This window comes from Deferrisoma palaeochoriense (assembly GCF_054656955.1).
In genome coordinates, this window is the sequence record NZ_BAAHXI010000081.1 from 1 (window position 1) to 15,208 (window position 15,208).

Here is a 15,208-nt window from a genome sequence, read left to right on the forward strand (position 1 = left end):
GTGATGGCGCGGCGAGGTAAGGGGCCGCACCCGGTTCTCCACCAGCCCCCCACCCGCGGGTTTCCGTAGCAACGACGGGAACCTGACAAGGCTTCCGTTGGTGTCGGTACCCCGGCGCGGTGCGGCCGGCGACCCCTCCCGGAGAGGGGGCGCCGCGATCGGCGATGGCGAAACCGAGGCCTCCCGGCCTCCCAGCTTTCTAGCTTTCCAGCGGAACAACCACCGTGTCCCTCTACTTCTGGATCAAAGATATCCTCTCCCGACCCGCCCTGGGTTTGGGCTCCAAACTCCTTCTGGCGCCCCTGGCCGTGGCCGGGTGGTTCTACGCCCAGGTCCAGGCGGCCCGGCGGTGGGGGTACCGCCGGGGTGTCCTGCCGTCGGCCGACCCCGGCGTCCCGGTGGTCTCGGTCGGGAACGTGGCCGTCGGGGGCACGGGCAAAACCCCCTGCGTGGAGTGGGTGTGCCGGTGGTTCCTGGAACGCGGGATCCGGCCTGCGGTCCTGAGCCGCGGGTACGGGGGCGAGGCCGCGGGGCCGGTGACCGTGGTGTCCGACGGCCGGGGCCGGGTGGCCGGCTGGCGGGAGGCCGGGGACGAGCCGGTGCTCCTGGCCCGGCGGCTCCCGGGGGTGCCGGTGGTCGTGGGCCCCGACCGGCGGCTCACCGCCCGAAAGGCCGTGGAGCTGGGGGCCCGGGTGCTCGTGTTGGACGACGGGTTTCAGCACCTTCGGCTCCGGCGCCACCTCGACCTCGTCACGGTGGACGTCCAAAACCCCTTCGGGAACGGCTGGTGCCTCCCCCGGGGGCTCCTGCGGGAGCCGCCCCGGGCCCTGGCCGACGCCGACGTGGTGCTCCTCACGCGGACCAAAGGGGTACCCCCGGACCGGATCGAGCGGGCCCGGGCCCTCGTGTCCCGGTACGCCCCCGAGGCCCCGGTGCTCGCCACCGCCCACGAGCCGGCCTCCTGGGTGCCCCTTGGCGGCGGCGAACCCCTCCCCCTCGAGGCCCTCCGGGGGAAGAAGGTGCTCGCCTTCGCCGGCATCGGAAAGCCCGAGGCGTTTTTCCGGGACCTGGAGGCCCTGGGCCTTCGGGTGGTGGAGGCCGTGCCGTTCCCCGACCATCACGCCTACACCGACGGTGACAGGGAGCAGCTCGCCCGCTGGGCGAAGCTCGTGAACGCCGAGGCCCTGGTAACCACCGAAAAGGACGGGGTGCGGCTCGGGGGGCCGATCCCCTGCGACGCCCCGACCCTGGCCCTCGCCATCGAACTGCGAGTGGCCGACCCGGGGCCGCTGGTTGCGGAACTCGAACGGATCGCGGCCGCGGCGGGGGATCCCCCCGGCGCCTGAGGGCGGAGTGCGGAGCCAGATCTTGCGGCCGCCGACCGGCCGGGGCATCATGGGGCCTCGTTTCGTTTCCGACCCCGGCCGAAGGAGGTGGGCATGACCGCGAAACTCGCGTTCCCCGAACCCGTGCTCGAGGCGATCGCCGCCGAGGACCTCGACGCCCTGCGCACGGCCCTGGAGGGTTCCCCCCTGGCCCAGGCCTTGGGCATCGCCTACGAGAGCCTGGAGCCCGGCCGGGCCCGGGCCCGGCTACCGGCGGGGGACCTCCTCCCCAACTTCCTCGGGTTCGCCCACACCGGAGCCCTGTTCGCCCTGGCCGAGCAGGTCATGGCGGCCGCGGCCAACACCCTGGGGTTCGTGGGGCTCCCCCTGAACTGCGAGATTCATTTCGTGAAGGGCGCCGATCCCTCCCGGGACACCGTGGCCTCGGCCCACGTGGTGGACACCCAGGGCCGGATCGCCCGGGTGGTGGTGGAGGTGAAGCAGGACGACCTGGAAATCCTCCGGGTCACCGAGATGGTGTTCCTGCGCACGCCCCACGCATGAACCCGATCCCGCTTCTCGGCGACGTGGGGCGGGCCGCCGCGGCCCGGGCCGGCCTCCTGGTGGAGCTTCGGCGGGCCCTCCACCGTATCCCGGAGCCCGGATATCGGGAGGAGAGGACCACGGGGTTCGTCGAGGCGTTCCTGCGGGACCGGGGCCTTCCGTTCGAGCGGTTCCCCGGGGGCACCGGGGGCGTGGCGGTCTGGGGCGAGGGGGCCCGGGCCGTGCTCCTGCGGGCCGATCTCGACGCCCTGCGGATTGAGGAGGCCACGGGGCTTCCCTTCGCCTCGGAGCACCCGGGCCTCATGCACGCCTGCGGCCACGACGCCCACGCGGCCATGCTCCTCGCCGCGGCCGACTGTCTCGCCTCGGGCGAGGTGGAGCTCCCGGGCCGGGCGGTGCTCGTGTTCCAGCCCGCGGAGGAGGGGGGCGGCGGGGGCCGCCGGATGCTCGAGGAGGGGCTCCTGGACCGCCACCCCGCGGACGGGGCCCTGGCCCTCCACGTCTGGCCCGGGCTCCCCACGGGCACGGTCGGCGTCTCCCCCGGGCCCGTGATGGCCAGCATGGACCGGATCCGGCTAGTGTTCCGGGGCCGGGGCGGCCACGGGGCCCTGCCCCACCTTACCGTGGACCCGGTCGTCATGGCGGCCGAGGCCGTGCTCGGCCTCCAGACCCTGGTGAGCCGGGGCATCGACCCCCTGGAACCGGCCGTGCTCACCGTGGGGGCGATCCGGGCCGGCACGGCCGAGAACATCGTGCCCGACGAGGCGGAGCTCCTGGCCACCGTGCGGGCCTTCGACCCGGCCGTGCGGGAGAAGCTTCTTGCCGGCGTGGAGCGGGTCGGCCGGGGCGTGGCCGCGGCCCACGGCGGCGGGTTCGAGGTGGAGCGGGGCGAGGGGTATCCGGTCACCCGCAACGACCCGGCCGCCACCGGGCGGGTCCGGGAGGCCCTTGTGGCGCTTCTGGGCGAGGAGGCCGTGCGGCCGGCCCAGCGCACCATGGGGGCCGAGGACATGGGGTTCGTGCTGGAGCGGGTGCCGGGGTGCTACCTCCAGCTCGGGGCGGCGGCCGACCCCTCCCGGGCCGAGCCCCTCCACAGCCCCCGGTTCGACCTGGACGAGGGCTGCCTGCCCGTGGGCACGGCGGCGCTGCTCGCGGCCGCCCGGGCGCTGCTGGAGCCGTGCGCCCGGGAGAACCCCTCCGGGTAACCGCAGACCGTAGACCGCAGTCTTCCGAGGAGTGCCATGACCGACGTCGGCATCATCGGCGCAAGCGGGTACACCGGGGCCGAGCTCGTGCGGCTCCTGTGTCGCCACCCCGAGGTCCGGATCACCGCGATCACGTCGCGCAAGTATGCGGGCCGGCCCCTGGGGGACTGCTTCCCCAGCCTGGGCCACCTGGACCTCACCTTCGTCTCCCACGAGGAGCCCGACCTCTTCGATCGGGCCGAGGTGTGGTTCACGGCGCTCCCCCACAAGGCGAGCATGCCGGTGGTCAAGGCCCTCCTGGAGGCCGGCCTGAAGGTCATCGACCTCTCGGCCGACTTCCGGTTCGCTGACCCCACCCTGTACGAGGCCCACTACGGCCCCCACGCCTGCCCCGAGCTCCTGGCCGAGGCCGTGTACGGGCTCACCGAGGTCCACGGCGCCGCCGTGGAGCGGGCGCGGCTCGTGGGCAATCCCGGGTGCTACCCCACCAGCGTGCTCCTGCCCCTGGTGCCGCTTCTTCTCGAGGGCGTCATCCGGCCCGAGGGCATCGTAGCCGATTCCAAGTCGGGGGTGAGCGGGGCGGGCCGCGAGCCGAGCCAGGGGAGCCTGTTCTGCGAGGTGAACGAGGGGTTCAAGGCCTACAAGGTGGCCGCCCACCGCCACGAGCCCGAGATCCGAAAGGAGCTCGAGCTCGCGGCCGGGTGCGAGGTGCCGGTGGTGTTCACTCCCCACCTCGTGCCCATGGATCGGGGCATCCTTTCGACGATCTACGCCCTGCCGGCCGACGGGGCCGACGCGGCCCGGGTGCGGGAGGTGTGGCGGGCGTTCTACCGGGGGGCGCCGTTCGTGCGGGTCCTGGACGAGGGCCGGTGGCCCAGCACGGCCGATGTGCGGGGCACGAACGCCTGCGCCATGGCCGTGGCCGACCACGGCGCGGGGCGGCTCGTGATCGTGAGCGTGATCGACAACCTGGTGAAGGGGGCGAGCGGCCAGGCCGTGCAGAACCTAAACCGCATGATGGGGTGGGACGAGACCCTGGGGCTGCCCCGGGAGGCGCTGTTCCCGTAAGCGGGGGACAGAAGGCAGGGGCCGGAGGGCAGTCACTCCCCCGGGCGCCGCCGAGGGGGAAGCCGCTCCCGCGGCCCGGATCGGTCCGCAAAGCTGGGGAGGAATGGGGTTCCGGGCTTCCCAGCCTCCTAGCCTCCCAGCTTCCCGGCCTTTATCGGACCATCCGGATCTCCGCCAGGCCCCGGGCCTCGATGCGGTAGTTGCCGTAGTCGGTGACCCCGGTGAACAGCAGCGTCCGGGCGAGCCGACCCTCCAGGGCGTCGGCGCCCTCCACCTCCACCCGGGCCGCGAGCCGGGAGCCGTTCTCCTCCCCCAGGGTCACCTTTCGGATCTTGGCAAACGGCACCATCAGGGTGCCCTCGCCCCGCTCCAGGGGGAGAAACGTCTTCCCGTTGCAGGCCAGGAGCTCCACCCGGGTCACCACCCCTTGGCGGTCCACCAGCTCGGCCCGGTGGTTTTCCTTGGGCCGGGGGATCGTGTCGGAAACCGGCCCGGCGCCCCCGCCGCCCATGGCGGTGAGAAGCGGCAGGGCTAGAAGGCAAAGGAGCCAGATGAAACCGCGACGCGTCGTCATGGCACTCCTCCCGGATGCGGATCCCGCCGCCCCGCGGGCGGCCGGAGCCTTGGTAGCACACTCCCCGACGGACCTCAAGCCGTGAGCTGGGCCGAGGTGTACGTGGCCTTGGATGCGGTGGAGGCCTCGGCGGTCACGGAGCTTCTCGCCTCGGCCGGCCTCGCGGTGCGGGTGCGGGACATGGGGGTCACCCCGTACCCCGTGTCCATCGGGCCGCTGGGGGAAAAGCGCATCGAGGTGCCGGCCGACCGGGCCGAGGATGCCCGGCGGATCCTGCGGCAGGCGGCCCAGGACGGGTACCTGCGCCCCGGGGCCCTGGTGCAGGAGGAGTGGCGGGAATGAACCCGGGGCTGCGGCTCGTGCGCTCGAACCGGATGGAGCGGCTCGTGGAGGCCCTGGCGGAGCTCCTGGCCGAGCCCCTGCCCGATCCCCTGGCCGCCGAGGTGGTCGTGGTCCAGAACCGGGGGCTCGAGCGCTGGCTCTCCCAGCGGCTGGCCGAGCGGTTCGGGGTGTGGATGAACGCCCGGTTCCCGTTTCCGGCCGCGGCCGTGGACGAGTGGTTCGATTCCGTCCTGGGCCCGGCCGACCCCCGGCGGCCCTGGGACCCGGACCTTCTCGTGTGGCGGGTGCTCGAGGTGCTCCCCGACCTCCTCGAACGGCCTTCCTTCGGGCCGGTGCGCCGGTTCCTCGAGGCCGAGGACCGGCCCGGCCGCACCTACCGGTTCGCCTCCCGGCTCGCCGACCTCTACGACCGCTACACCGTGTACCGGCCCGACTGGGTGCTCGCCTGGGAGGCCGGCGATGCCGGCCCCGAGGGGCTCGGGTGGCAGGCCGAGGCCTGGCGGGCGCTGGTGGAACGGATCGGCGGCGACCACCGGGCCCGCCGGAGGGCGCGGTTCCTGGCCGCCCTCGACGGCGACACCGCCGAGCGGCTGCCCCACCGGGTGGTGGTGTTCGGGCTGTCGGCGCTTCCCCCCTTCTACGTGGAGGTCCTGGCCGCCGTGGCCCGGTACCGGCCCGTCGCGGTGTTCGTGCTCGACCCCTGCCGGGAGTGGTGGGCCGACATCGTGTCCCCGGCCGAGAGGGCCCGAAGGGCCCGGAACGCCCCGGAGGTGCGCGAGTACCTCACGGTGGGAAATCGGCTCCTGGCCACCCTGGGCCGGGCCGGCCGGGAGTTCCTGGAGCTCCTGTGGGACCGGGCCGAGCCGGTGGAGGACGACCGGTACGAGCCCCCCGACGCCTCCACCGCCCTGGGCCGGCTCCAGGCCGACGTGCTCGACCTCGTCGACCGGGAACCGGGGGACCGCCTCCCCTGGCCGGGGGACGACTCGATCCGGGTGGCCTCGTGCCACGGCCCCCTGCGGGAGGCCGAGGCCCTGCGGGACCACCTCCTGGCCCTGTTCGAGGCCCGGCCCGATCTGCGCCCCGAGGACGTGGTGGTCATGACCCCCGACCTCGAAACCTACGGCCCCCTCCTCTCAGCCGTGTTCCGGGGCGGGGACGAAGAGCCCACGATCCCCCACACCCTGTCGGACCGGGCCGGCCCGGCCGGGGGCGGGCCGGCGGCCGGGTTCCTGCGGCTTCTGGAGGTGGCCCGGGGCCGGCTCCGGGCCCCCGAGGTTCTGGACCTCCTGGAGTGGCAGGGGATCCGGCGGCGGTTCGGGTGGGACGGCGAGGCCGTGGAGCGGGTGCGCACCTGGGTGGCCGAGGCCGGCGTCCGGTGGGGCCGCGACGCCGCCCACCGCGAGGCCCTGGGCCTCGGGACCTACGGGGAGCATTCCTGGCGGTTCGGGCTCGACCGGTTGGTGCTCGGCCGGGCCATGGCCCCGGGGCGGGAGCTCTGGCGGGGGGTCCACCCGTTCCCCGACGTGGAGGGCGGCGGGGACGCCGCGGCCCTGGAGGGGCTCGTGCGGTTTTGCCGGGCGCTCTTTGCCCTGGCCGACGACCTCGGCCGGCCCCGCCCGCCGCCGGCCTGGGCCGCGGACCTGGCGGCGTGGTTCGACCGGTTTTTCCGGGCGGAGGGGGCCGAGGAGCGGGAGGCCGGGGAGCTCCGCCGGGCCCTGGCCCGGCTCGCCGACGCCGGCGACGGGCCCGAGGTGGCCTTCGAGGCAGTGGCCGAGCACCTGGCCTCGGCCCTGGGCCGGGTCCGGGCCGAGGGCGGGTTCCTGTCGGGCGGGGTCACGGTGTGCGCCCTTCTGCCCATGCGAAGCGTGCCGTTTCGGGTGGTCTGCCTCGTGGGCCTCAACGACGGGGCCTTCCCCCGCACCGACCGGCCGCCGGGGTTCGACGGCATCGCCCGGGAGCCCCGGCGGGGCGACCGGTCGCTCCGGCACGAGGACCGGTACCTCTTCCTGGAGGCGCTCCTCTCGGCCCGGGAGCACCTGTACCTCAGCTACACGGGCCAGAGCGCCCGGGACAACGCCGAGATCCCCCCCTCGGTGCTGGTGAGCGAGTTCCTCGACGCCCTGGACCGGACCTTCGCCGTGCCCGAGGACACCCCGCCGCCCTCAGAGCGGGTGCGGGTGCGCCACCGGCTCCACCCCTTCAGCCCGGCCTACTTCCGGCCCGGGGCGGACCCAGGAAGCTACTCCCGGGCCGACGCCGACACGGCCCGGCGGCTCGCCGCGGCGGCCGAGCGGGAGGAGCGGGGCCCGTGGGCCCCCCGGCCGCTCCCCGAGCCCCCGGAGGAACTGCGGACCCTCACCCTCCAGGACCTGGAGCGGTTCTTCCGGAACCCGGCCGCCTACTTCCTGCGGGTCCGGTTGGGGGTGCGGCTCGAGGGGCCGGCCGAGGGGATCGAGGAGGCCGAACCCCTGGAGCCCGATGCCCTGTCCCGCTACGGCCTGGCCGAGGAGATCCTTGACCTCCTGGCCGCGGGCGAAGCGGTGGACGGGGCCCTGGAGTTCGCCCGGGCCCAGGGCCGGCTGCCCCCGGGGGAGGCCGGTGCGGTGGCGTTTTCCGACGCGGAGGGCCTGGCCCGGGGGGTCTGGGAGGCGGCCGGGGCCTTCGCGGCCGAGCCGCCGGTGGAGGTGGAACCCCGGGAGCTCGAGCTGGGCCGCTTCCGGCTGCGGGTGGCCCTCGGGGGCGTGCGACCCGGCGGGCTCGTGCTGTTTCGGCCGGCCGCGCCCAAGGGCAAGGACCGGGTGCGGGCCTGGGTGGGACACCTGGCCCTGTGCGCCCTCGCCCCCCCGGGGGTGGACCCCGTAACCCGGGTGGTGGGCAAGGACGCCAAGGGCTGGGCCTTCGGCGCGGTGGACGACCCCTTGGGACTCCTGGCCGGTCTCCTGGAACTCTACGAACGGGGGCTTCGCCAGCCGCTCCCGTTTGCCCCCGAGACCTCCTGGGGCTACGGGGAGACCCGGTATGGCAAGGGGAAGGGGGAGCGCGAGGCCCTCGCCAGGGCCCGGTCGGCTTGGATCGGGTCGGAGTTCGCCCCGGGGGAGTGCCGGGACCCGGCGCTTCTCCACTGCTTCGGCGACGGGGGGCCCTTCGTGCCGGGTTTCGCGGAGACGGCCGAGGCGGTGTTCGGGCCCACGTTCGCCGTGGCGGAGGAGCTGTGATGACCCCCGGGCGCTTCGATCTCACCGCGCCGGAGAGCCTCACCGGCACCCATCTCATCGAGGCCAGCGCCGGCACGGGCAAGACCTACGCGCTCGCCGGCCTGGTGCTCCGGCTCGTGGTGGAGCGGCACCTCCCCGTGGACCGGATCTTGGTGGTCACCTTCACGGTGGCGGCCACCGAGGAGCTGCGGGGCCGGATCCGGGACCGGCTGGCCGGGGCGCTGCGGGCCTTCGAGACCGGGGATGCCGGCGGCGACGACCTGCTCCGGCACCTCCTCCAGGCCGTGCCGGACCCGGCCCGGGCCCGGGACGACCTGACCCTGGCCCTGGCCGAGTTCGACCGGGCTCCGATCCACACGATCCACGGGTTCTGCCAGCGGGTGCTCCAGGACCTGGGGTTCGAGAGCGCTGGGCCGCTGGACCCGGAGGTGGTGCCCGACCCTGAGGCCGTGGTGGCCGAGGCCGTGCGGGACGTGTGGAGGCGCTTCGCCGTCTCGGCCCCCCCGATCCTGGCCGCGGACCTCGCCCGGAAGGGCCTGGGGCCTTCCGAGCTCCGGCGGACCTTGACCCCGCTCCTCGCCCACCCGGCCTTGGAGCTCCGGCCCCGGGTCACCCCGGGTGACCTCGCGACCCTGATCCGGTCGGTGGGGGAGGCGCTGGAGGCGTTCGAGGAGGCCTGGAGGGCCCGGGCCGAGGAGGTCCGGGAGTTCCTCGCCACCTCCCCCGCCCTGAACCGAAGGAGGAAGGAGTGGCGGCCCGAGTTCCTCGGGGCCGTGTGCGACGAGCTCACCCGGGCGGTCGGGTCCGGGACGTTCGGGGCCGGGTTCCTGGGGGCCCTGGACCAGCTTTCGCCGGGGAAGCTCGCCGAGGGCACCAAGCCCGGGGCCGAGCCCCCGGCCCACCCGGCGCTCGCCGCCGCGGGCGCCCTGGCCGACGGGATCGCCCGGTTCCGCCGCGCGTTTCTGCCCGGGGCCCTGGCCGCGGTGCTCGAGACCCTCGACCGGGAGAAGGTGCGAAACGATGTCCTCTTCTTCTCGGATCTCCTCGTGCGGGTCCACCGGGGCCTTAACGGGCCGGGGGGCGAGGCGCTCGCGGCCGCGCTACGGGAGCGCTACGGGGCGGCCCTGATCGACGAGTTCCAGGACACCGATCCGCTCCAGTACGAGATCTTCTCCCGGGTGTTCGGCGGCGGCACCCTGTACCTGATCGGCGACCCGAAGCAGGCCATCTACGGGTTCCGGGGGGCGGACGTGTTCGCCTACCTCCGGGCGGCCCGCGAGGCCGAGAACCGCCACACCCTGGGGTTCAACTGGCGCTCCGAGCCCGAGTTCCTCGAGGCCGTGGGCCGGGTGTTCGCCGTGGACCGGCCGTTTCTGCTGCCCGACATCGGGTTTCCCGAGGTTCGGCCCGCCCCCCGGGAAAAGCCCCGGCTCACCCTGGACGGCCGGGCCGAGCCCGCGCTGCGGGTCTGGTTCGTGCCCCGCACCGAGGAGCGCACGGGCCGGGGCGGCGTCATCAATAAGGGCTGGGCCGAAGAACACCTGCCCCGGGCCGTGGCCGCCGAGGTGGTGCGGCTCCTGGACCTCGGCCGCTCCGGCCGGGCCAAGATCGGCGATCGGGATCTCGGGGCCGGCGACCTCGCGATCCTGGTGCGGTCGAACCGCCAGGCCGAGGCCGTGCAGGAGGCCCTCCGGCGGGCCGGGGTGCCGGGGGTTCTCTATACCACCCGGAGCCTGTTCGAGACCCGGGAGGCCGCCGAGGCGTTGACCGTGGTGCGGGCCCTGGCCGAGGGGGGGAACGAGGGGCTCGTGCGTGCGGCCCTGGCCCTGGACTGGTTCGGGTTCGACGCGGCGGGGCTCCACCGGGTTCTGGAGGACGAGGCCGCCTGGGCCGGGTGGCTCGAGCGGTTCCGGGAGTGGCACGGCCTGTGGCACGACCGGGGGTTCCTGGCGGCCTACCGGGACCTCCTGGGCCGGGCCCGGGTGCGGGAGCACCTCCTTCGGTTCGCCGACGGCGAGCGCCGGGTTACGAACGTGGTGCACTTGGGCGAGGTGCTCGACGCCGCCGCCCGCCAGGGCGGAGCCGGGCCGGCCGGCCTCGTGCGCTGGCTCGAGGACCGGCTGGGCGGGCGGGGGGCAAATGACGAGGCCCACGAACTGCGGCTCGAAAGCGACGAGCGGGCCGTGAAGATCCTCACGGTGCACCGGTCGAAGGGCCTGGAGTTCCCGGTGGTCCTGGTGCCCTTTGCGTCGCTCGCCACCCCCGACATCGACGGGGAGCGCGGGCTTCTCTATCACGCCGACGACGGCGCGATGGTGCTGACCTTCGATCCGACCGAGATCGAGGCGAACCTCCCCCGGGCCCGGGCCGAGGGCCTCTCCGAGGAGCTGCGGCTCTTCTACGTGGCCCTGACCCGGGCCAAGAACCGGGTGGTTTTCGCCTGGGGCGGGTTCCGGGACGTCGGCCGGACCCCGCCGGGATACCTCTTGCTGGGCGGGGCCGAGGGCGACGACCCGGTGGGGCGTCTGGCCGAGCGCAAGCCCGACGACGCCGAGCTTCGGGCGGCCCTGGGCCGGGTGGAGGGGCCCGGCGCCGCCGTGGAGGAGCCCGGGTTCGCCGATCCGCCCCGGCTCCGGCCCGAGGCCGCGGCACCCGAGGAGCTCCGGGCCCTGGAGTTCGGGGGCACGATCCGGGCCGACTGGCGGGTCACGAGCTTCACCGCTCTGGCCTCCGGGGCCGAGGCCGAGGAGGCCGATTACGACTGGGCCGAGCCGGCCGAGGAGCCCGAGGGGGAGGGTGACGGGGAGTTCCTGGGGTTCCCCCGGGGCGCCCGCACGGGGCTCTGCCTCCACGAGATGCTGGAGCGCTGGGACGAGGCCGGTGCCTCCCCGGCCGAGCGCCAGGTCTTCGCCGCCCGGCTCCTCCGGGCCCACGGGTTTGGGCCCGAGTGGGCCCCGGCCGTGGCCCGGGTGCTCGATCGGGTGGGGGAGCTCGCCTTCGACGGGGTGCCGTTTCGCCAGGTGCCGCCCCACGACCGGCTCCACGAGGTGGCGTTCACGTTTCCCCTGCGGCCGGGCCGCGACGCGGCGCTGACGGCCCGGGATCTCGCCCGGGCCCTCGGGACCCCGGATCTCGCCGAGCGCTTCGGCCCGGCCCTCGAGGCGGCCCTGGGCCGGCTCCAGTTCTCCCCGGTGCGGGGGTTCCTCCGGGGCGTCATGGACCTCGTGGTGCGGGTGGGGGAGCGCTACCACCTGGTGGACTGGAAGACGAACCACCTGGGCCCCCGGCCCGCCGACTACGGCCCCGACGCCCTGACCGCGGCCATGGCCCGGGACCACTATGTGCTCCAGTACCACCTCTACGCGGTGGCCCTGCACCTGCACCTCCGGGCCCGGCTCCCGGGCTACGACCCGGCCCGCCACCTCGGCGGCGTGCACTACGTGTTCCTCCGGGGCCTCGACCCCGCCCGCCCGGGCCAGGGCGTCTTCACCGACCCCATCCCGCCCGCCCGCCTGGAGCGCCTCGTGGCGTGCCTGGGACCGGTCGGGGAGGGGTAGGGGGGGTGGGGCGGGCCCTGCAAGCCGGCTTGACAAGGCGGCGCGGCGCGGTACAGAGGGCCCATGGGACTCCCGCCGGAAGAGGAGGTCGCAACATGGCTCGCCGCGATGTTCCCGTGGGGTGGGTGGTGGGGCTCTGGGTTCTCTGCGTGGTGGCCGTGGCGGGGTGCGGGGGCACCACGGACACGCTGCTCAAGATCCCGTTTCTCTCCGTGACGGTGAAGGCGGTGGACGAGGCCGACCGGCCCCTCGCCGGGGCCCGGGTGGAGGCCTCCGACGGCCAGCAGACCGTCACCGACGCTGAGGGCCTCGCCACCCTCAAATTCGGCACCCTCGGCGTCCACACGATCACGGTGGCCGCCGAGGGCCGGGCGCCGACGACGCTATCCGTGAGCATGCCGATGAACCGGGGCAAGACCCTGGTGGCCCGGCTGGGGAAACCCGTGGAGGTCGGGGCCGGCATCGTGGTGGGGGGCGGGGGCGGGTTTTTCGGGGGCCTCATGGGCGCCCAGCTCTACCCGGTGCTGTTCCAGTCGATGTTCGCGGCCTACGGGTACAGCATGGACCTGGGGGCGCACGCGCCCGGCCAGTGGACCGAGTGGGAGATGCGCTACGGCGGCGATGAGGAGCCCCTGGTCCTGCGAAAGGCGTTCCTGACCCGGCTTCCCAACGGCCAGGAGTGGTGGCAGATCAAGCTCACCGGGGAGAACCCCGAGGAGGACCTCGTGCTGGAGGTGCTGTTCAGCCCCGACCGGGGGAGCCTGCGGCGGATGCGCCAGAAGGTGGGCAGCGGCGAGCCGAAGGAGGTGCCGGTGGCCGAGGGGTGGTACCACGAGCCGGTGGAGCTCACCCCGGAGTCGATCGAGGGGTCGGTGAAGCAGCGGAGCGTCTCGGTCACGGTGCCGGCCGGCACGTTCCGGGCCGATCTCCTGGAGTTCGCCGCCATGGGCTCGGGCGACGCGGTGCGGCTGTGGCGGGTGGACGCGGTGCCGGGAAAGGTGGTCCAGATGCAACTGGTGGAGGAGGGGGGCGCCGTGGCCTGGGAGAGCCGGCTGCGGGCCCACGGCACCGGCGCCGCGACCGAGTTGAGCTCCTACTGAGGCCCGGTGGCGCCGCACCCTAGCTCCGGTCGGGAGCGCCGGCTCGCGGCGCTCGGGACGGCGGCCCTCGTGGCCGCCGGGGTCGGGACCGCGCACGCGGCCGTGGCCGCCCGGCCCCCGGCCGAAACGCCCCGGGTGTCGGTCTACGCCTACGGGCCGTTCCCCCGCAGGGCCTCGGTGGCCCTCGCATCGGTTGCCGACGCACCCGGGCGGAAGGGGACAGGGGCCGAGGCCGAGCCGGCGGTTCGAAGGGCGTTCGTAGCGAGCGGGTTTCGGCCGGTGGCCCTGAGCCGGCCCGGGGCGCCCGGGGATCTCCCGGCTCTCGGCCGCTCCGCCTCGGCGGACCTCGCCTGCGATGCGGCCCTCACGGACTGGGAGCGAACCGAGCGGTCCCGTCCCCGGGTGCTCGCGCCGGTCCCGGGCGGGGCCTGGGTGGATCTTCCTCCCGAGGAGTCCGTGGTGGTGCGGGTGGGCGTGCGGCTCAGGTGCGTGCGCACGGCCGACGGCCGGACCGTGTTCCAGGGGGCGGGATCCCTGGGGCCGGCCGAAGGCCGGACCCGGGCCGAGGCCCTGGAAACCCTGGTCGAGACCCTCCTGGGCCGCTGGCGCGAGTCGGCCGACGGGCCCTGACACCCCCCGAGTTCCACCCCCATTCCCTCTCCCCATGGTTTCGCCTTCCCCCGTCGGAAGAACCGATTGGTGTTCGCCCGCCCCCGGATGCTAGTCCTTTCCGTGCACGGTGGACGCAGACCGAATCTCATTGCGCGGAGGGACGAGCATGGGCAGGCGCGGGTTCCGGGGGGCGGTTTTGGCGGCGGTGATGGTGGGCCTCGGGGCAGCCTGGGCCGGGGCGGGCGAGGCGCCCGGGACGGCCGCGGGCCGCCTGGTGTGGAGCTTCGACCTCTCGGCCCAGCCGGCCGGGGAGACCCACCTCTGGGTGCCCTACCCGGTGTCGGACGCCCGGCAGTGGGTGACCGACGTCCGGATCGAGGGCGACTACGCCAACGCCGAGGTGGTGACCGACCGGACCTACTCCACCCCCATGCTCCACGCCGTTTGGCCGGCGGGGGCGAAGAGCCGGCGCCTGGGGTTCTCGTTCCGGGTCGAGCGAACGGCCGTGCGCCAGAAGGATCTCCCCGCGGCGGACGCCCCCGACGCCCCCTGGAATCCGAAGGATTTCGAGCTCTGGCTCCGGCCCTCGACGCTGGTTTCCACCGGCGGCATCGTGGAGGAGACGGCCCGGAAGATCGTGGCCGGCAAGACGACGGTGCTCGAGAAGGCCCGGGCCGTGTACGAGTGGGTGTGCCGCAACACCTACCGGAACCCCGAGACCCGCGGGTGCGGCGCCGGGGACGTGTGCCGCCTCCTCGCCGAGGACCCGGGCGGCAAATGCGGGGACATCTCGTCGGTGTTCGTGGCCCTGGCCCGGGCCGCCGGGGTGCCGGCCCGGCACGTGCTGGGGATCCGGCTCGGCAAGGAGGACGGCCAGGAGGTGACCACCTGGCAGCACTGCTGGGCGGAGTTCTACCTGCCCGGGTATGGCTGGGTGCTCGTGGACCCGGCCGACGTGCGAAAGATGATGCTGAAGCGGGGCCTCGGCCGCACCGACCCGGTGCCGGCCGACCTGATGGAGTTCTACTGGGCCGGGGCCGACCCCTACCGGGTCAAGCTCGCCGTGGGCCGGGACCTGACCCTGAATCCTCCCCAGAAGGCCGGGCCGGTGAACTTCCTCATGTACCCCTACGCCGAGGTGGACGGAAACCCCCTGGACTGGCTCGACCCCAAGGGGTTCCGCTACGAGATCCGGTACGAGCGGTGAGGGGAATGCGTGCGGCTTGACGGGCAACGCACACGTTGCTACGAAAGAGGCCGTCCACGGCGGCGAGGAGGGCGGCATATGAGGCGCTTTACGGCGGTCGTCGAGCGGTGCAAGGAGACGGGGCTTTACGTGGGCTACGTCCCGGGGTTCCCGGGCGCCCATTCCCAGGGCGAAACCCTCGACGAGTTGGCACGCAATCTTCAGGAAGTGATTGAAATGCTGTTGGAGGACGGCGAGCCCAAGCTGGAGGCCGAGTTCGTCGGCACCCAGAACGTCGTCGTGGCCTGATCGGCACCCATGGGCCAGTTGCCCGTCCTATCCCCGTTGGAGGTCGTCGCCATCCTACGAAGACTGGGGTTTGTGGAGGTCCGCCAGCGAGGCTCCCACAAGCAGTTCCGCCATTCGGACGGGCGGGTGACGACGGTTCCGTTCCACA

General features: G+C 74.3%; 13 protein-coding genes. 12 read left to right on the forward strand and 1 reads right to left on the reverse strand.

The features are described 5' to 3' along the window. Positions 1 to 224 precede the first annotated feature (224 nt). The 4 genes from lpxK (at position 225) to argC (ending at position 4,162) form a co-directional block, all read left to right on the forward strand. Positions 225 to 1,346 (forward strand): tetraacyldisaccharide 4'-kinase, encoded by a 1,122-nt coding sequence (lpxK, locus tag ACYQ8L_RS16490; RefSeq protein ID WP_459942907.1) that lies wholly within the window; start codon positions 225 to 227, stop codon positions 1,344 to 1,346. Positions 1,347 to 1,439: 93 nt separating this feature from the next. After that, positions 1,440 to 1,889 carry a PaaI family thioesterase gene (locus tag ACYQ8L_RS16495; protein ID WP_459942908.1) on the forward strand — a complete coding sequence of 150 codons (450 nt, stop codon included), beginning with the start codon at positions 1,440 to 1,442 and terminating at the stop codon, positions 1,887 to 1,889. After that, a complete protein-coding gene (locus tag ACYQ8L_RS16500; protein ID WP_459942909.1) occupies positions 1,886 to 3,094 on the forward strand; it encodes a M20 metallopeptidase family protein in 1,209 nt (402 codons plus the stop codon). The genes ACYQ8L_RS16495 and ACYQ8L_RS16500 overlap by 4 nt, the downstream gene beginning before the upstream one ends. A gap of 36 nt (positions 3,095 to 3,130) precedes the next feature. Continuing rightward, a complete protein-coding gene (argC, locus tag ACYQ8L_RS16505) occupies positions 3,131 to 4,162 on the forward strand; it encodes an N-acetyl-gamma-glutamyl-phosphate reductase (protein WP_459942910.1) in 1,032 nt (343 codons plus the stop codon). Between the two features lie 151 nt (positions 4,163 to 4,313). Here argC and ACYQ8L_RS16510 read toward each other — a convergent pair whose 3' ends face one another. After that, positions 4,314 to 4,736 (reverse strand): hypothetical protein, encoded by a 423-nt coding sequence (locus tag ACYQ8L_RS16510; protein WP_459942911.1) that lies wholly within the window; start codon positions 4,734 to 4,736, stop codon positions 4,314 to 4,316. A gap of 81 nt (positions 4,737 to 4,817) precedes the next feature. Here ACYQ8L_RS16510 and ACYQ8L_RS16515 point away from each other — a divergent pair, with 81 nt between their 5' ends. The 8 genes from ACYQ8L_RS16515 to ACYQ8L_RS16550 form a co-directional block, all read left to right on the forward strand. Next, positions 4,818 to 5,078 (forward strand): putative signal transducing protein, encoded by a 261-nt coding sequence (locus ACYQ8L_RS16515; protein WP_459942912.1) that lies wholly within the window; start codon positions 4,818 to 4,820, stop codon positions 5,076 to 5,078. After that, positions 5,075 to 8,296, forward strand: a complete 3,222-nt coding sequence (gene recC / locus ACYQ8L_RS16520) for an exodeoxyribonuclease V subunit gamma (RefSeq protein WP_459942913.1) — start codon at positions 5,075 to 5,077, stop codon at positions 8,294 to 8,296. The genes ACYQ8L_RS16515 and recC overlap by 4 nt, the downstream gene beginning before the upstream one ends. Continuing rightward, positions 8,296 to 11,853: an exodeoxyribonuclease V subunit beta gene (gene recB, locus ACYQ8L_RS16525; protein WP_459942914.1), complete on the forward strand. Its 3,558-nt coding sequence runs from the start codon at positions 8,296 to 8,298 to the stop codon at positions 11,851 to 11,853. The genes recC and recB overlap by 1 nt, the downstream gene beginning before the upstream one ends. Before the next feature lie 95 nt (positions 11,854 to 11,948). Further along, on the forward strand, positions 11,949 to 12,953 hold the full coding sequence (locus ACYQ8L_RS16530) for a carboxypeptidase-like regulatory domain-containing protein (protein ID WP_459942915.1): 1,005 nt from the start codon (positions 11,949 to 11,951) through the stop codon (positions 12,951 to 12,953). A 6-nt stretch (positions 12,954 to 12,959) separates the two neighbouring features. After that, positions 12,960 to 13,583: a hypothetical protein gene (locus ACYQ8L_RS16535; RefSeq protein WP_459942916.1), complete on the forward strand. Its 624-nt coding sequence runs from the start codon at positions 12,960 to 12,962 to the stop codon at positions 13,581 to 13,583. A gap of 148 nt (positions 13,584 to 13,731) precedes the next feature. Further along, entirely contained in the window at positions 13,732 to 14,772 is a 1,041-nt protein-coding gene (locus ACYQ8L_RS16540) for a transglutaminase-like domain-containing protein (protein ID WP_459942917.1), read from the forward strand. Between the two features lie 78 nt (positions 14,773 to 14,850). Continuing rightward, a complete protein-coding gene (locus ACYQ8L_RS16545) occupies positions 14,851 to 15,060 on the forward strand; it encodes a type II toxin-antitoxin system HicB family antitoxin (protein ID WP_459942918.1) in 210 nt (69 codons plus the stop codon). A gap of 9 nt (positions 15,061 to 15,069) precedes the next feature. Then, on the forward strand, positions 15,070 to 15,208 hold a 139-nt coding region (locus ACYQ8L_RS16550; RefSeq protein ID WP_459942919.1), incomplete at its 3' end, for a type II toxin-antitoxin system HicA family toxin.